The organism is Mesorhizobium sp. KR1-2 (assembly GCF_040045035.1).
Taxonomy (GTDB): domain Bacteria; phylum Pseudomonadota; class Alphaproteobacteria; order Rhizobiales; family Rhizobiaceae; genus Pseudaminobacter.
Genome location: NZ_JBDZDS010000008.1, coordinates 214,912 through 231,953 on the forward strand (window position 1 = coordinate 214,912; position 17,042 = coordinate 231,953).

Annotated in this window: 15 protein-coding genes; 3 read left to right on the forward strand and 12 right to left on the reverse strand. The window is 64.1% G+C overall.

Features of this window, described 5'->3' with window-relative positions:
* Positions 1 to 62 precede the first annotated feature (62 nt).
* Entirely contained in the window at positions 63 to 1,679 is a 1,617-nt protein-coding gene (locus ABLE85_RS17185) for an aminotransferase class V-fold PLP-dependent enzyme (RefSeq protein ID WP_348793924.1), read from the forward strand.
* Positions 1,680 to 1,726: 47 nt separating this feature from the next.
* On the opposite strand, the gene ugpC is transcribed toward ABLE85_RS17185, so the two are convergent.
* The 5 genes from ugpC to ABLE85_RS17210 form a co-directional block, all read right to left on the reverse strand.
* Complete coding sequence (ugpC, locus tag ABLE85_RS17190) at positions 1,727 to 2,800, reverse strand: sn-glycerol-3-phosphate ABC transporter ATP-binding protein UgpC (protein WP_348793925.1); 1,074 nt, start codon at positions 2,798 to 2,800, stop codon at positions 1,727 to 1,729.
* A gap of 39 nt (positions 2,801 to 2,839) precedes the next feature.
* On the reverse strand, positions 2,840 to 3,862 hold the full coding sequence (locus ABLE85_RS17195) for an SIS domain-containing protein (RefSeq protein ID WP_348793926.1): 1,023 nt from the start codon (positions 3,860 to 3,862) through the stop codon (positions 2,840 to 2,842).
* A complete protein-coding gene (locus ABLE85_RS17200; RefSeq protein ID WP_348793927.1) occupies positions 3,859 to 4,704 on the reverse strand; it encodes a carbohydrate ABC transporter permease in 846 nt (281 codons plus the stop codon). The genes ABLE85_RS17195 and ABLE85_RS17200 overlap by 4 nt, the downstream gene beginning before the upstream one ends.
* The gene (locus ABLE85_RS17205) at positions 4,704 to 5,585 is read right to left on the reverse strand and encodes a sugar ABC transporter permease (RefSeq protein WP_348793928.1); all 882 of its coding nucleotides are present in this window, start codon (positions 5,583 to 5,585) and stop codon (positions 4,704 to 4,706) included. Before ABLE85_RS17205 ends, ABLE85_RS17200 begins: the two co-directional genes overlap by 1 nt.
* A 103-nt stretch (positions 5,586 to 5,688) precedes the next feature.
* Complete coding sequence (locus ABLE85_RS17210) at positions 5,689 to 6,927, reverse strand: extracellular solute-binding protein (RefSeq protein ID WP_348793929.1); 1,239 nt, start codon at positions 6,925 to 6,927, stop codon at positions 5,689 to 5,691.
* 231 nt (positions 6,928 to 7,158) lie between these two features.
* Between ABLE85_RS17210 and ABLE85_RS17215 the strand changes: the two genes are divergently transcribed.
* On the forward strand, positions 7,159 to 8,400 hold the full coding sequence (locus ABLE85_RS17215) for an ROK family transcriptional regulator (protein ID WP_348793930.1): 1,242 nt from the start codon (positions 7,159 to 7,161) through the stop codon (positions 8,398 to 8,400).
* 46 nt (positions 8,401 to 8,446) lie between these two features.
* Here the strand turns inward: ABLE85_RS17215 and ABLE85_RS17220 are convergent, their stop codons facing one another.
* Positions 8,447 to 8,989: a transporter suffix domain-containing protein gene (locus ABLE85_RS17220; protein WP_348793931.1), complete on the reverse strand. Its 543-nt coding sequence runs from the start codon at positions 8,987 to 8,989 to the stop codon at positions 8,447 to 8,449.
* 265 nt (positions 8,990 to 9,254) lie between these two features.
* Here ABLE85_RS17220 and ABLE85_RS17225 point away from each other — a divergent pair, with 265 nt between their 5' ends.
* Positions 9,255 to 10,256: an IS30 family transposase gene (locus ABLE85_RS17225; protein WP_348793932.1), complete on the forward strand. Its 1,002-nt coding sequence runs from the start codon at positions 9,255 to 9,257 to the stop codon at positions 10,254 to 10,256.
* Positions 10,257 to 10,460: 204 nt separating this feature from the next.
* Here the strand turns inward: ABLE85_RS17225 and ABLE85_RS17230 are convergent, their stop codons facing one another.
* The 6 genes from ABLE85_RS17230 to ABLE85_RS17255 are packed head-to-tail and all read right to left on the reverse strand — an operon-like array spanning position 10,461 to position 17,036.
* Complete coding sequence (locus tag ABLE85_RS17230; RefSeq protein ID WP_348793969.1) at positions 10,461 to 11,708, reverse strand: FAD-dependent oxidoreductase; 1,248 nt, start codon at positions 11,706 to 11,708, stop codon at positions 10,461 to 10,463.
* A gap of 49 nt (positions 11,709 to 11,757) precedes the next feature.
* Complete coding sequence (locus tag ABLE85_RS17235; protein WP_348793933.1) at positions 11,758 to 13,260, reverse strand: M81 family metallopeptidase; 1,503 nt, start codon at positions 13,258 to 13,260, stop codon at positions 11,758 to 11,760.
* Between the two features lie 9 nt (positions 13,261 to 13,269).
* Positions 13,270 to 14,298 carry an ABC transporter ATP-binding protein gene (locus ABLE85_RS17240; protein ID WP_348793934.1) on the reverse strand — a complete coding sequence of 343 codons (1,029 nt, stop codon included), beginning with the start codon at positions 14,296 to 14,298 and terminating at the stop codon, positions 13,270 to 13,272.
* The gene (locus ABLE85_RS17245) at positions 14,295 to 15,257 is read right to left on the reverse strand and encodes an ABC transporter ATP-binding protein (RefSeq protein WP_348793935.1); all 963 of its coding nucleotides are present in this window, start codon (positions 15,255 to 15,257) and stop codon (positions 14,295 to 14,297) included. Before ABLE85_RS17245 ends, ABLE85_RS17240 begins: the two co-directional genes overlap by 4 nt.
* Position 15,258: 1 nt before the next feature.
* Positions 15,259 to 16,110 carry an ABC transporter permease gene (locus ABLE85_RS17250; protein WP_348793936.1) on the reverse strand — a complete coding sequence of 284 codons (852 nt, stop codon included), beginning with the start codon at positions 16,108 to 16,110 and terminating at the stop codon, positions 15,259 to 15,261.
* Positions 16,107 to 17,036 carry an ABC transporter permease gene (locus ABLE85_RS17255; protein ID WP_348793937.1) on the reverse strand — a complete coding sequence of 310 codons (930 nt, stop codon included), beginning with the start codon at positions 17,034 to 17,036 and terminating at the stop codon, positions 16,107 to 16,109. The genes ABLE85_RS17250 and ABLE85_RS17255 overlap by 4 nt, the downstream gene beginning before the upstream one ends.
* Positions 17,037 to 17,042 lie beyond the last annotated feature (6 nt).

The following is a 17,042-nucleotide window of genomic DNA, read 5'->3' on the forward strand; positions in this document are numbered from 1 at the left end:
CTTTTCGGACAAGATCATGCTCCAAAGATAAAGCTCTAATCGAGAAGATCAGGCGAGGCGTGGTGGGCGAGGGGATGCTGATCGAAGGGCCGGTCGGCCCGCGTCCGCTGGTCTATGCTGACTATGTCGCCTCGGGCCGCGCGCTGGATTTTGTCGAGGAGGCGGTGCGCGAAAAAGTGCTGCCCTTCTACGGCAACACCCACACCGAAACCTCCTTCACCGGCCGCGAGACCACGCGGCTGCGCGAGATGGCGCGCGCGGCGGCCAAGCGCGCGGTGGGAGCGGGCGAGCGGCACGCCGCGATCTTCACCGGCTCGGGCGCGACGGGCGCCATCGACAAGCTGATCCGCGCCATGGGGTTTTGTGCGCCGGGGCATCTGCGCGGAAAGGCCGGTGCCGAACGGCCGGTTGTTTTCGTCGGCCCTTACGAGCACCACTCCAACGACCTGCAGTGGCGCGAGGCGCTGGTGGATGTCGAGCGCGTGCCGTTGGATTGCGAGGGGCAAATCTGCCTCGCCACGCTGGAACACTTACTGGCAAAGCATGAGGGCCGGGCGAAAAAGATCGGCGCGTTTTCGGCGGCTTCCAACGTCACCGGCATCAAGACAGATGTGCGCAGGCTGGCAGCACTTCTGCACCGGCACGGCGCGCTGTTCTTCTGCGATTACGCTGCCGGCGCACCTTACATGGCGATCGAAATGGCCGAGAGCGCGCCGGGCGCGGGCGACCATATCGACGCCGTGTTCCTGTCGCCGCACAAGTTCATCGGCGGCCCGGGCGCCTCGGGCCTGCTGGTCGCGGACCGCGCGCTGCTGTGCGGCAAGGTGCCTTCCGTCGCCGGCGGCGGCACGGTCGCCTATGTCACCGCCGACCATCACGTCTTCGTTTCGGACGCGGAACGGCGCGAGGAGGCAGGCACGCCCAATATCGTCGCCGACATTCGCGCCGGCATCGCGCTGGAGCTGAAATCGAGCGTGGGCGCGGAAGAAATCGAGCGGCGCGAAGGCGCCATCGTGGCGAAGGTCATGCAGGCATTGCTGGCCGAACCGCGCATCGAGGTCCTGGGTTCACCCACCGCCGCGCGCGTCGGCATCTTCGCCTTCAACATCCGGGCCGGCGGCAAGACGCTGCACCACGGTTTTGTCACCGCGCTGCTCAACGACCTGTTCGGCATCCAGGCGCGCGCCGGCTGTTCCTGCGCGGGGCCTTACGCGCACGACCTTCTGGCTATTCCCGCGGGGCAGGCGGCGCGGCACGAGGCGCTGGTGGCGGGCGGCGAGAGCCTGCTGCGGCCCGGCTGGGTGCGGCTGGGCTTCAACTATTTCTTCAGCGAGGAGACGGTGGAGTACATCGTCTCGGCCGTACGCTTCATCGCGCGGCGCGGCGCGGACTTCTTGCCGCTCTACCGGGTCGATGCAAGAGCCGGCGTGTGGCGCATGGCGGATGTGCCGGCGCCCCGGCCTGCAACACTCACTGAACTGGCCGACATATGGTCCGACGAGAGCCTACCGGCAGCGGGCATGGCGACGCCGGATTTTGTCACCTGCCTGCAGCTTGCGGAGACACTTGCCGATGCTGCGGCCGGCCGGAATGCCGCACGGCAATCGGAGCTGAGCGCTGAAGCCGAGGCGCTGCGCTGGTTCTGGATGCCGGGCGAGGCGGTCACGATATCGGCCTGAGTTTCAGGCCCCGCGAAGGCGGGACCTGACTGCAGAATCCAAAAAAGCTACAGCCGCTTTTCCGTTTCCTTGTCGAAGACGTGCAGGGCGTCGGCGTCGAGCGCGAAGCGGCGGCGGGTGCCGGCCTGGATGTCGGATTTCGGCGACAGGCTGGCGGTGATGCGCTGCGGGCCCACCGTCGCGCTGACGACGAGTTCCGGGCCGGTCAGTTCCACCACCTCGACATTCGCCTCGAAGGACGGCGCTTCGCTATCCGAAGCTAGCCGCAGGTTTTCCGGGCGCACGCCCAGCACAAGCTTCTGGTCGGGCCTGGCCTTGGCGGCAGTTTCGGCGGGCAGCGAGATGGCGACGTCCGAGCCCTCGATGCGGGCAACGCCGTCGGCAATGCGAGCATCCAGCATGTTCATCGAGGGCGAACCGACGAAACCGGCGACATAGAGGGTCGCCGGGCGTTCGTAGATTTCGGCCGGGGTGGCAAGCTGCTCGATCTGGCCGTTGCGCATGATCGCGATGCGGGTGGCGAGCGTCATCGCCTCGATCTGGTCGTGGGTGACGTAGACCACGGTCGTGCGCAGCATCTGGTGCAGGCGCTTCAGCTCGGTGCGCATTTCCATGCGCAGTTTGGCGTCGAGATTGGACAGCGGCTCGTCGAAGAGGAACACCTGCGGGTTGCGCACGAGCGCGCGGCCGATGGCGACGCGCTGGCGCTGGCCGCCGGAAAGCTCCGAAGGCCTGCGCTCGAGCAGGTTTTCGATCTGCAGGATCTTTGCGGCCTTCTTCACCGCCTCGGCGCGCTCGGCCGCTGGAACCTTGCGCATTTCCAGGCCGAAGCCGATGTTCCGCGCCACCGACATGTTGGGGTAGAGCGCGTAGGACTGGAACACCATGGCAATGTCGCGGTCCTTGGGATGCACGCCCACCACCGAGCGCCCGTCGATGCGTATGTCGCCGCCGGTGGGCTCGGCGAGGCCCGCAATGATGTTGAGCAAGGTGGACTTGCCACAGCCCGAAGGCCCGAGCAGGACCAAAAACTCGCCGCTTTCCAACGAGAGATCAATGCCCTTCAGCGTGTCGACCGCGCCGTAGCGCTTGCGCACGCCGATGATGTCCAGCGCGCTCAACGGCCTTCTCCGGCGGTGGTGAGGTATCGGGTCATAAGACTACTCGACCTTGGTGATTTTCGAGGAACGCACCGGCGTTCCGACATCGGCCACGCGCTGCGAGGCGAAGGCCAGCATGAAGCGCTGCGCGGCCGGCAGCAAGGCGAAGATTGCGGCGGCGCCGGAGGCGGCGTCGATCTTTACCGTTTCGGTGCCGGCGACCGGCGCCTCGCCGGAGGCGTCGAACACGACCACGGGCGAGCCGGCTTGCCCTGCCGACGCGGCCATGCGCGCGACGAGCTCTGAGGTGGCGTCGGCGGCGCGGAACAGCACCACGCCGACATCTTGTCCCAGCATCTCCATCGGCCCATGGCGCAGCTGCCCGCCTTCGAGCGAGAAGCAGGGCACGCGCGACAGCTCGGTGAGGCCGAGCGCGATGGCTTCAGCCACGCCTTGCGTGCGGCGGCCGGAGGTCACGATGGCGGTGACGTTGGCGAGCGATGCGGCGGCCGCATCGATGGAGACCGTCGACGTCTTGGCGAGGACTTCCAGCGCCTGCGTGGGATCGGCGCCAAGCTCGGCAAGCACTGCCAGATGCAGCGCGAAGCTGATGGTGAGGCTGCGGGTGGCGGCAAAAGCCTTCTCGTTGCCGCCGACGCCGGCTAGGCAGGGCACGGTCTTGGCAAGCGTCGAATTGCCGTCGAGCGTCAGGCCAAAAGTGTGGTCCGGCACGCCGGCCTCGGCGAACCAGCGCAGCACTTCGGCGCTTTCGCCCGACTGCGAGGTTACGAGGATGGTGCGCCCCGACAGCGGCAGCGGCTGGCCGAGCTGTTCCGAGAGCGGCACGGCGACAGCGTCGATGCCGAGGTCGCGATAGAGCGGCTCGACGGCACGGCCGACCGCGTGCGAGCCGCCCATGCCGAGCAGAAGCAGGCGGCCGGTGGCGCGCAAGGCCTCGGCGATTTTGTGCGCGACCGGCTTTGCCGCCTCGAAGGAGGCGATCGAGTCGGCATTCTGCCGGGCCATTTCGTGTTCGATCGCGACAAGGCCCGCCGGGCGTAGGTTCTGTACCGTCACTGTCATCCCTTGACGCCGCCTTGTGTGAGCCCCGAGATCAGGGCGCGCTGCATGAACAGGCCGATCAGCACCGGCGGCAAGGCGGCAAGCACGCCGGCGGTCGCGATCAGGCCATAGTCGGACACCCTGCCGCCGGCGAGGTCGGCGATCGCCACCGTCAGGGTCTTGGCCCTGAGGTCGGAGGTGAAGAGCAGGGCATAGAAGAATTCGTCCCACGCCAGCAGGAAGGCGAAGAGCGCGGCGGTGGCCATCACCGGTGCTGCGAGCGGCAGGGTGATGAGCCGCAGAATCTGGTCGAGGCGAGCACCGTCCATCATGGCCGCACTTTCGATCTCGCGCGGAATGGCGTCGAAGCCGGATTTCAGCAGCCAGGTGGTGAAGGGCGCGAGGATGGTGAGATAGACCAGCGCGAGACCGTAGACGGTGTTGAGCAGGCCGAGCGCGGCGAGGCCCATGTAGAGCGGCACGGCCAGCGCCACCGGCGGCAGCATATAGGTGCCGATCACCGCGTAGAGCGACGTTCCCACCTTGGGCGTGCGCGATACCGCCCAGGCGGCCGGGATGGCAACCAGCAGCGCGGTAACCGTCGCCATGCTGGCGACGCGCAGGCTGTTGAACAGCGCGGCCACGAAGGCGGCGCCCTCGGTGTTGCCGACGGCGGTCAGCAGCCGGCGATAGCGCGACAGGTCGACCGTTTCGGGCCACCAATGCAGCGGCTTGGCCGTGAGGTCGGTGGTGGAGGAGATGCTCATCACGAACAGCCACACGACGGGCGCGAGGATGACCGCGGCCAGCAGGAAGGCGCAGGCGTAGACGAGGATCGTGGCGGCGAGGCTGCGGCGTTCCATCAGCTGGCTCCCGCGGTTCTGCGGATGACCGCGGCGTAGACGACGGCAAGCACAGTGACCATCAAGGTCACCATCAATGCCAGCGATGCGCCGGACCCCGCTCGCTGGAAGGAAAACGCTTCCTGGTAGACCAGGATCGACAGGGTGCGCGTCGAGTTGGCGGGACCGCCGCGCGTCATCACCCAGATGATGTCGAAGACCTTGAAGGCCTCGATGGTGCGCAGCACCAGCGCCACCATCAGCGGGCCGGCGAGATAGGGCAGGATGACGAAGCGGAAGCGCGACCAGGCGCCGGCGCCGTCGACCATGGAGGCGGCGGTGATGTCGCGCGGCACGGCCTGCAGGGCAGCGAGCGCGATCAGCGCCACCAGCGGAAAATTCTTCCAGGTATCGGCGAGGATGAGCGCGGCAAGCGCGGTTCCGGGCTCGCCCAGCCAGGAGCGGTAGGCATCGATGAGGCCGATCTGGGTCAGCGCCGCGTTGAGCGCGCCATATTCGGGATTGTAGATCAGCCGCCAGAGCGTGGCGTTGACGACGGTGGGCAGCGCCCAGGGCAGGATCATCAGCGCCCGCAGCACGGTGCGGCCGTAGAACTGCTGGTTGAGCAGAAGGGCGGCGCCGACGCCCACGACCATCTCGGCCGCAACCGAAATGACGGCGAACCAGGTGGTGGTGATAAGCGTGCGCTGGAAGCCGGCGTTCGACAGCATCTTCACGTAGTTGTCGATGCCGACGAAACTACCGGAGGTGCCGACCAGCTTGGCGTCGGTGAAGGAGAGCCGCACCGTGTCCACCAGCGGCCAGCCGATGACGGCAACCATCACGATCAGCAGCGGCAGCATGAGGAGCCAGGCGCGCGTGTTGATCCAGCTGCTGGACATGAGGGGAAACCTGAGAGCCCTGAAGAAACCTGCTTTCCGGCAGCCGGGCCGAGCCGCGGAAAGCCACGGGCGGCGTCAATGAACGCCGCCCGCGATACTTTTATCAGAGACCGCTGTTTTCAGCAGCCGCGTTCAGGGCGTCTTCCGGCTTGGCCTGGCCAAGCAGGGCTTCCTGGATCGCGGTCTGCAGCGCGGTCGACAGCTCCTGGTACTTCGGCGTGGTCGGACGCGGATACATCGCGCCCAGCGCGACCTTGGCCGCGGCGATCATGTCTTCCTGGCCCTCGCTGACGGCCGGATCGTCATAGGACGAGGTCCAGATCGGCAGGCTGAGCTTGGCGTAGGCATTCTGCGTCGCCTGCGAAGTCATGAACTCGATGTACTTCCAGGCTTCGTCCTGATGCTTGCTGGTGGTGGTGATGCCCAGGCCCATCGAGCCGTTGACGGCCGAAACTTCGCTCTTGCCGTCGACGCCCGGGGCGGGCACGACGCCGACCTTGCCGGCAACCTTGCTCTCCTTGGGGTCGTTGGCCATGTTGTACATGTAGGTCCAGTTCAGCGCGAAGGCGGCTTCGCCGTTCTGGAACACGCGGCGCACGTCCTCCTCGAGGAATTCCTTCGAGTTCGGGTTGGTGAGGCCGGAGGTGTAGGATTCCACCATGTAGTTCAGCGCGTCCAGGCCGCCATCGGTCTGGAAGGCCGGCTTGCCATCCTTCAGGAAGTCGCCCTTATAGGCGCTGACCAGCGTGGTGTAGTCGCAGATCACGGCCTCCGCCTGCGCCCAGCTCCAGGAGATCGGCGTGTCGAGAACGCGCTTCTCCTTGATGATCTTGGCCTGCTCGGCGAGCTCGGCCCAGGTCTTCGGCGGGTTCTGGATGCCGGCCTTCTCGAGGATTTCCTTGTTGTAGAAGAGGTACTTGGTGTCGAGGATCCACGGCAGTCCGAAGCGCTTGCCCTCATACTCGACCGTGGTCCAGGCGCCCGGAAGCACGCCTTCCTTCATTGCCGGCGTGATGCGGTCGGAGACGTCCACCAGCACGTTGTTGGTGGCGAATTCGGCCGGCCAGATGACGTCGAACAGCACGACGTCGTAGCCGCCGCCCGAGCCCTGGGCGAGCACGGTCTTGTCGTGCAGGCCTTCGTAGGGCACGAATTCCACATTGACCGTGATGTCCGGATTGGCCTTGGTGAAGGCCTCCGTCATGGCGCGTACGTCGTCTTCGCTATAGGCGGCCTGGGCCATGAACAGAGCGTTGAGCTTGGTCTCGGCATGTGCCACGCCGCCGAGTGCTGCGCTGAACAGGGTTGCGCCGAGCAGCGCGGTCTTGATCGATTTCAACATTGGTTCCTCCACCACCTCATTGTGCAGTCTTGCCGGGTTCAGTTTTGACGAACGCCGCGCCCGGATGCAAGCAAGCCCCGAAGCCGCTCAAACGCCAGAGGCGTCTTGCCGGCCGGGGAAAGTTGTGGCGATGACCGCCCTCCGAGTGCGAAAACGTTGTGCCTTTTCATTAAATCAATTGTCTTGAAATATTCCTTGATCAATATTGGGGATGTGTCAAGAGGGATGTCGATGGACGATACGCGGCATATCCGGGCGAAGAGCGGGACCAATCTCGGCGGTGCCAGCGCCCATAATCGGCGGGTGATGATAGACGCCCTGCGGCTGAACGGGGCGCTGTCGCGCGCCGATCTCGCGCGGGCGACCCGGCTGACGCCGCAGACCGTTTCCAACATCATCGAGGAACTGTCGCGCGACGGACTGGTCATGTCGCTCGACACGGTGCGCAAGGGCAGGGGGCAGCCGGCCACGCCTTATGGGCTCGTGCCCGAGGGCGCCTTCGCCATCGGCCTGCAGATCGACCGGCATGTGACGCGGGCTATCGTGGTCAATCTGGTGGGCGACGTGCTGGCGAAGATGGAAGCCAACCTGCCTCCCGGAGGACCGACCGAAGGCGTGAAGGTCGTGCTCGATCTCATCGCCTGGGCGCGCCGCGCGCTTTGCGAACGCGTGCCGGAAGCGGAGGAACGCCTCGTGGGCCTGAGCATCGCCATGCCCGGCCCGTTCGGGATCAGCGCGCCCTATGGCGAGCCGTGGGCGATGACCGCCTGGCAGGCTTTTCCGCTACTGGAGACGATCGCCGCCGGAACCGGGCTGGAGGTGGTGCTGCAGAACGACGCGGCCGCCGCATCGACGGCTGAAAAGATGCTGGGTGCGGCCCATGGCGTGGACCATGCCATCTGCATCTTCCTGGGCTACGGACTCGGGGCCGGGCTGATCGTCAATGGCGAGCCCTATGGCGGCGCCTATGGCAATGCCGGCGAGATCGGCATGATACTGGCGCTTTCGCCCGAGCAAGGCGGCGGCATCGGCTCGCTGGAAACCTTCGCATCCATCGCTTCGCTGTGCAAGGCGCTGGATCTCGACCCTGCCGACCCGAACCTGTTCGACCTGATCGCCGACGCGGTTGCGCGGGCCGACCCGAAGGTCGAAGACTGGATTGGCAAGGCGGCTGACCGGCTGCGCTGGACGGTGCAGATGCTGGAATCGGTCTTCGACCCGCAGACCATCATCCTGTGCGGCGGTGCGCCGCGCTCGCTGATCGACCGGCTGATCGAACGCATGCAGCCCTTGCTGCCGTCGGTTGCCGAGCGGCCCGGGCGCTATCCCGAAGCCCGGCTGCAGGCGGGCCTGGCCGATCCCTGGGCGGTGGCGCTGGGGGCCGCGGCCGAACCGATCTCGCGGGCCTTCGATCCGCGCTTTTCGGCGATCCTCAAGGCGCGCCCGGCATCGGGCCATATGTTTCGGTCCTGAGACAACGTGCTGACGCGACATGCAGCGCCTTTTGCGCCGTCCGGCATCAGTCAGCGGCGTGGCTTGCCGTATGGACCACGTGGGCGGTGCGAATGAAGAGCGCCTGAACCTTCTCCCAGAAATTGCCGCCCAGTACGAAAAAGCCCGCCACGAATATGAGATCGCCGGCGAGCTGATACTCCCATCTGTTGGGTCTGATGCCCGGCCAGAAATGGTCGATATACGGCTCGAGTATCGACCATGTGAGCGGTACCCAGAACATGACCAGCCCGATGGCATGGCGCACCGGCCCGACCGGTCCGACCGGCCCGAGCCCATGCAGGCGCGGGACATAGCTGACGAGGATGTTCTTCAGCTCCTGGAAGCCGGCCTTGCCGACGAGCGCGATGACCATGACGAGCAGGATCTTGTTTATGATGAAGACGGCGCCCGTGATGGCTGCCAAGGTGGCCGGCTGCAGTCCGAGAGCGGCAAGAAGGGGGATCATCAGCACCAGCACGACTGCCAGGACGAACAGGGCTATGCCGCACCTGAACCGCCAGCCTCTGCCTGCCTCACCCCGTGGCTGGATATTCCCCATGCCCATCATCGCTCCCATCCTTCGCGTCGAGGTCGATGCGAAAATATACCGCTGGCCGGGGCTTTTTATAGGGACGAAAGCGTAGGCGCCTGCGTCGGTGCTGCTAGCGGAATGGTCCGTTTACGTGGCAGTCTTTGTTGCCAAGCGATCCCAGGGTCGGCTGGCAAGTTCCATAATTAAACTTACCTGACTTTCGCGAGTTGGGGGGGTGGATTCTACCTTGAAGTGCGACTTTGCAGCGATATCAATGGCTTATCGCACGCAAGGACCGCCGATGAAACGCACCTACTCGCAAATCAGTCTGGATGGACGACGCAAGATCGCACGCTGGTGCCAGGCCGGCGTCGCCGTCGACGTGATCGCCGAGAAACTCGGCCGGCATCGATCGTCGATTTTCCGCGAGTTGCGGCGCAACGCCTTTGAGGATCGTGAGATGCCGGAACTGATCGGCTATTATTGCGTGACGGCCCACAACAAGGCCAAGGAGCGCCGCAGCCGATACCGCAAGCTGGTGCGGTTTCCGCGCCTGCGATCGGCGATCATCGAGCGGATCAAGCATGGCTGGTCGCCAGAGCAGATCGCCGGCCGACTGCAACTCGAGAAAAGCCCGACGCGCGTCTGTCACGAGACGATCTACCGCTTTGCCTATTCGAGCGACGGCCAGGAGATGAAGCTGTGGCACTATCTGCCCGAACGTCGGGCGCGTCGCCGGCCACGCCATGCCCGGCGACGCTATGGCCGCCGATTCAGCCCGGAACTCGGCATTCTGCACCGTCCGGACGCTGTCCGCGAGCGAAAGCAGCTTGGTCACTGGGAATGCGACCTGATCCAGTTCCGCAAGAAGTTCGGCAACGCCAACGTCACATCATTGGTCGAACGGGTCAGCCGCTTCACCGTGTTCCTGCGCAACAACGACCGGCAATCAAAGCCGATCATGGATGGGCTGATCGATACCTTGAGCGCCCTTCCCCAAGCCGCGCGCCGTTCGATCACCTTTGATCGCGGCACCGAATTCACCGACTGGCCCCATCTGCAGGCGGGGCTCGGCGTGCAGACCTGGTTCTGCGACCCACAGTCGCCCTGGCAGAAAGGATCGGTCGAAAACACCAATCGCCGGGCCCGCAAATGGCTGCCGAGAGACCTCGATCCGCTGTCGGTCAACGACAGCGACCTGAAGGGCATCTGTGACCAGCTCAACACCACGCCGCGGAAATGTCTCGGCTTCAAGACGCCGTCTGAAGTGTTCAGGCAGAAGCTTCTGGCCGCCCGGCGATGAACCGGCTACCCTACCCCAGCTCAAAGTCGCGCTTCGGCGAGAACTCACAGAAATGGGGCCGATGAACGAACCCGCTGCCCGGGACGGGCGCGCGCGGTGAGGTAGTGGTCACGGGCCGGCCGTCGCGGCCGCCGCGACCGCAAGCCGTTCTCTCGCGTCAGTCGTTCAGTGCGATGGAGGCCGCACTGAACTTTCAGGATCACGTCAAAAGCGACACGCACGATATGGTAAGAGGTCGGCAGCAGGTGTCTCACCAGTCATTTGCTCGGCAAGCAAACGGCCAGTCACCGGACCGAGGGTGAAACCATGGTGTGCGTGGCCGAAGTTGAACCAAAGACCAGGGTGCTTCCCGGCCCCGCCGATCACCGGTTTCATGTCGGGCAGGCATGGTCGTACCCCCATCCATGCCTCCGGCTCCACGCGGTTGCCGAGTGGGATCAGCGACCGGGCAATCGCCTCCGCCTTGTCGAGCTGAACGGGCGTCGGCGCAGAATCGCGCGGCGCCAGTTCGATGCCCGTCGTCAGGCGAATGCCGTCGAGCATCGGAGACAGGACGAAGCCCCCGTATTCGCTTAGGATCGGCCGATTCAGCGAAACCCCAGCGGGCGGGGAAAAATGCATGTGATAGCCGCGCTTGACCGCAAGCGGAATGCGATAGCCGAGCTGCTCGGTCACATCCGTCGACCATGCCCCGAGCGCGAGAACCACATCCCTTGCCCGAACTTCGCCTGCCTCCGATGGCAGCTTCCAATGCCCATCGCTCTGCTTCACTTGCCGAGCATCCGCGTGGACGAACCTCCCACCCCGTCGCAAGAACAGCTCGGCATACGCCTTGGTCACCGCACCCGGACTGGACACTGTGACAGGATCCCGCCAATGGATCGCACCGAAAACGGAAGGGTTGATCGCCGGCTCCAGATCGTGAAGTTGGCTCCGGTCCAGCAGATCGTAGCTTAGCCCGTATTCCCCCAGGCGCTCGGCAGCTTCCCTCGAAAACGCCAGATCCTTCGGAGTGCGGCACAGTTCCAGCCAGCCCGTCTCACGAGCAAGATGGGTCGCCTCCGCATCCTTCAAGAGAAGCTGATGTTCGCTGACGCACCGCTCTATCAGCGGAAGCATGTCCCGGGCGGCATCTGCCAGGTGCCGGGGCGAGGAATGACGCCAATATTGGAATAACCATGGCGCAACGCGTGGCAGGTGCGTCCAATGATAGCGGACGTCCGCAGACCGGTTCAAGGCAAACCGAAGCAGGGTCAGGACGCTGCGCGGAAATGCATAGGGCACCACGCTGGAGCGTTCGATAAGCCCGGCATTGCCATAGCTGGTTTCTTCGCCGGGCCCGCGCCGGTCGACAAGCACCACGGAACGCCCCCGGGCCTGCAAATGAAGGGCCGTGGACACGCCGACTATACCCGCGCCAAGAACCGCGACGTCGCTATCGATGGTCAAAATCGTTTCCTAACTATTCGCAGAAAGACCGGATGTGCCGAAACGGCGCGGTTTATGACGCGCCGGCGTATTCCATGGTCTTGTCGAGGGGGAAGATTGGCCGCGGGACGTTGCGGTAGGGAAGCTTTTCGAGCTGCAGGGTACACAGCGCTCCGCTATCGCAGACGATTACCTTGTCGGCGATCGGCTCGAAGGCGGCCCGGAAATGCTGCATGGATTTGAGGGCGACGACCGACTTTCTAGTTGGGTCGATGCCGAAAGCGGCAAACTGCTGCAAGTCCAGCATCTGGGTGACGTGGCTGACAATCAGAATGTCGATGCCGTCGACGCGCAGGACAGCCGTCTTGCCAAAGCTGAGCTGAAGGCCTCCGATCATCGGGCCGTTGCCGGTGAATACGCCGTCGCTGACCAGCATCAGCGTCCCGGCGAGGGCCAAAGGCCCGCCGCCGAAACGTGCGTCCGTCTTGCCGCCGACGCTGACGGTCACCGTCTCGCCAACGGCGCGGGTGCTGAGTTCCTGCGCGACCTCGGGGTCGAGCAGCGGGCCGAAGCAGGCATTTTCCACCTGTGCTTCGAGAAGCGCGCGCAGCAATTCGGTCGAATCGCCATAGCCGCCTCCGCCGGGATTATCGGCATAGTCGGCCACTACGATCGGCCTCGATGCTCTATGCGCCTTGCAGATGGCCGCTGCCTCCTCCACGGAATAGTAGGTGTTGTAGGACTTGTGGCGTCCTTCCCACATTTCGCCGGCAATGCGATTGGCGAAGGCATAGTGTTCAGTGTCGTCGCCCTGGCAGGTGATAAGCACGGTGGGGCCGACATCGGCAATGTCGGCATTGCCGAAACCGGAATTGATGCTGACGGCGAAGACGTCGGGATGGCTTTCATAGTCCACACCGCGTGCCACCCATTCGATCATCGGGCCGAGGTCGGTGCGCCCGGTGCTGGTTTCATCGAGCATGGGAAGATGTACGCGGATGGTGCGAGGCTTGATCTTGCCCTGCATGGCGCGGTGCAGGATGTCTCCTGCCTGAAGGCCCCGGTCGCGCATGTCGACATGGGGATAGGTCTTGTACGACACGATGATGTTGGCGAGCTCGCACATCTTCGGCGTGACGTTGGCATGAAGATCGAGCGTGATCGCGATGGGGATGTCGCGGCCCACGGCTTGACGCAGCCTTGCAAGCAGTTCGCCCTCGCCGTCTTCGCAGAATTCGGTCACCATCGCGCCGTGCAGGCCAAGCAGGATCCCAGAGAGGCTGTCCTTTAGCCTTCTGGCCGCTTCCACGATCGGGCCGGCAAGGCGGTCAAAAGCATCCCGGGTCACCATTCCTGACGGCTCGGCCGTAGTGCTCAGCACATGCTCGACGTTCCATCCGTGCTTTCGCGCGGAATCGAGGAACCCCGCCAGTTCCGTATTGGCATCCGAGCGCTTGGCCACGGCCTCCTCACCGAAATAGAGGAACTTGCCGCGAAACGCATCATAGCCCGTGAGATTCCGGTTGAATGTATTGGACTCGTGTTTGAACTCGGCAGTCAGAACTTGAAAGGGCATGTCTGTTCCTCAGATGGACGTCAACGACAGGGGAAAGTGGCAAGCGACAGGATGTTCGTACGGCGGCATGTTTCCGTCCGCGTTTCCCAGACTGTGATGGGGGCGTGATTGCAGTTCCGGCCGTTCGGTCCGGCAGCGTTCCTGGGCGAAGGGACAGCGCGAGGCATAGGCACATCCCGGTGGCAGGTCGAAGGCGCTGGGAATTTCGCCTTCGGCCGGCGCCACCGCGCGCCTGAGCTTGGGGTCGGGTTCAAAGGTGCTGTCAAGAAGGGCCTTGGTATAGGGGTGGCGGGGCAGTGCCGTGGGTGTGGGCAGCAGCTCGACCACGCGGCCGAGATACATCACCACGATCCGGTCGGAGAAATAGCGGACGAGACCGAGATCATGCGAAATGAAGAGATATGTCAGGCCGAGTTCGTCCTTCAGCCGTTCCAGAAGGCCGATGATCTGCGCCTGTATCGACACGTCGAGCGAGGCGGTCGGCTCGTCCAGAACGAGAAACTCGGGCTGGAGCGCAAGCGCCCGTGCGATGCCAGCACGCTGCTTTTGGCCACCGGAAAGCTGGTGCGGATAGCTGCGGGCAAGCTCCGGGCGAAGGCCGACCATGGTCAGAAGCTCCTCAACCTTGGCGCTGGCTTCGGCCTTGGTCAACTTGACGCCCTGCAACCGAAACGGCTCCAGCAGGGCGTCCTGCAGCCGATAGCGCGGATCGATAGCCGAGTAAGGATCCTGGAAAACCATCTGCATGCGGCGGCGCATGCTGCGCATCGCCTTCGGCGTCAGCGTCCCAATGTCGATGCCGTCAAACATCACGCGGCCCGAGGTCGGCTCGATCAGGCGAAGCGCCAGGCGCGCGAGGGTCGATTTCCCGCAACCGGATTCGCCAACCACACCGGTGACGCTGCCGCGCTCGATCTGCAGTGAGACATTGCTTACCGCGTTCATCGTCCGCGACTTGCGCAAAAGCCTCCTGCCGCCGGTGAAGGTCCGGTTAAGGTCGGTGATCGAAACGAGGGTATCCGAATGTCCCAGCGTCATCCCTGCACTCCCGCGCTGAAGTGGCATGCGACATGGCCCCCATCCGCAGTTTTCGTGATCTGCGGCGTTTGCGTGCGGCACACATCGGCCGCCGCGGGACAACGGGGGTGGAAGCGGCACCCGGAAGCATATGAACTGACACTCGGAACGCTGCCGGGAATGCCTTTCAGGCTGCCCGGCGCCATCCCCGCCCGCGGAATGCATCCTATCAGCGCCTGGGTGTAGGGATGGTTCTGCTGGCGAAAGATCGCGCCGACTTCGTTGCTCTCGGCAACTCGGCCGGCATAGAGCACAACCACGTCATCGCAAGCCTGCGCGATGACGCCCATATCGTGCGTGATCAGCATCAGCGCCATGTCGCGCTGCCGAACAAGCTGGACCAGCAGCTCGATGATCTGCGCCTGCACGGTCACGTCCAGCGCCGTCGTCGGCTCGTCGGCGATGATCAGGTCGGGGTCGGCGGCAAGCGCCATAGCGATGACAATCCGCTGCTTCATGCCGCCCGACAATTGGTGCGGATACAGCTTGCAGACCTCGGCCGCCTCGGGAATGCGCAACTGCGACAGGAGTTCGATGCTGCGTTGACGGGCGGCCTTCCGCGTCATTTTCAGGTGCAGGCGCAGAACCTGGTCGATCTGGTCGCCGACAGAGATGACGGGATCGAGTGACGTCATCGGATTCTGGGCTATGAAAGCGATCCGATTGCCCCGCAGCTTTCGGTAGTCGGCCTCCCGCAAGCCGGTCAGGTCGATCCCGTCGAATATCACCGACCCGCTGCGGATACGACCGCGGCTGAGTGGCAGAAGCCCCATCACGGAGAGGGCCGTGAGAGATTTTCCCGAGCCGGATTCGCCCACGATACCCAGGACCTTGCCTTTGTCGACCGAGAAGGTGATGCCATCCAGCAGGGTCACGTTCCCGATTGAAATCGAAAGATTGTCTACGGCTAGAAGCGACATGTCAGGCCGGCCTTACTTGCGAGCGAATATCGAGCGCGCGGATCAGGCTGTCGCCCAGCATGTTGATCGCGATGACCGACAGCGCCACCATGAGGCCGGGGAAGATGATGATCCAAGGGGCGGTGAATATCTGTGCGGTGCCGTTGCTCATCATGCCGCCCCAGCTCGGGATTGGAGGCTGGGCGCCGAGGCCGAAGAAGCCCAGCGTTGCCTCGAGGATGATGCCGTCGCCGGTCGCAAGCATCGCGGCAACGATAATGGGAGGCAGGGCGTTCGGCAGCAGGTGCGCAAACACGACGTGACGCGGCCCTGCCCCGAGGCTCACCGTGGCCTCGACATAGGTCTCGTTTTTCAGGCTCAGGATCTGGGCGCGGGTAAGCCGGGTGAACTGGGCAAGATAGGCGATGCCGATCGCCATCATTGTGGAGTACATGCCGGCGCCAACGATCGCCACGAAGATGAGCGCGATCAGGATTTCCGGGAATGACCAGGTCAAGTCGACGACAGCCGTGACGATCCGGTCGAAGATCCCGCCAAGGTAGCCGCTCATGGCGCCAAGAAACATGCCGACGCAGACCGAAACCGAGATCGCCACTACGCTGACCTTCAATGAGGTCCGGGCGCCATGGATTATGCGGGAAAGGACATCGCGGCCGAATTCGTCCGTTCCGAGCCAATGGGCCACAGATGGAGGGGTATTGGCCATCGGAAGATTCTGTATCTCGAACGAATAGGGCGCCAGCCAGTCGGCGAAGATCGCGACAAATATGACCGTCGCCAGAAACACCGTGGCAATTGCGCCGCCCGGCGAGGCCACGACGCGGTAAAAGGTACTGTCTGCGTTTACGGTCATGACTTCAATGCATCCCTGGATCGCGGGTCCATCGCGGCTTGGAGCAGGTCGCCGATCAGCGTGCCGAGCATCACGGCTATCGCCAGCATCAGAAGGCAGCCCTGGACGAGGGGATAGTCGCGTTGGTTCAACGCCTTGATGAGAAGAGTGCCGAGGCCTGGCCTGGCGAAGACGAATTCGACGGTGACCGCGCCACCCAGGATCCAGCCGATACGCAGCGCCAAGACCGTGATGACGGGGATCAGGGCGTGGCGCAGGATATGGAAGATCTGAATGCGCCAGTTCGGCAGGCCCTTGGCATGCAGCAACAGGATGAAATCCTTCTGGGAAATGTCGATCATGGCCACGCGGGTGACGCGGGCAATCAGCGCCGTTCCGCCGAGGCCTATCGTCAGCACCGGCAGGACGAGAGAGCTCCAGCCGCGTGCTCCGGAAACCGGGAACCAGCCAAGCTGAACCGCAAAGGCAAGGATCAGAAGCAGGCCGATCCAGAAACCGGGAATGGTCGACCCGAGCAGAACGAGCCCCATGATGCCGCGGTCGACCAGGCTGTCGCGGTGAACGGCAGCGGTCGCACCGGCGGAAACTCCGACGAAGGTGGAAAACAGCAGCGCCAGACTGCCGAGTGTCAGGCTGTAGGGCAAGTTCTGGGCGATAAGGGTGGCGACGGGTCGTCTTACCACGATCGCGTCGCCGAGGTCGCCTTTGAAGAGATTGGCGAGCCAGAGGAAGTATTGTTCGAACAGGGGCTTGTCGAGGCCGTATTTGGCGGCAAGCTCCGCCCTCTGCTGCGGCGTCGCGCCGATGCGTATCAGATTGTCGATCGGATCCCCGGGAACCAGATGGACGATCAGAAAGATGATCAGCGAAACGGCAAAGAACACCGGGAGAAGAAGCAACAGGCGCTTCGCGGCAAATCCGAGCATGTGAAA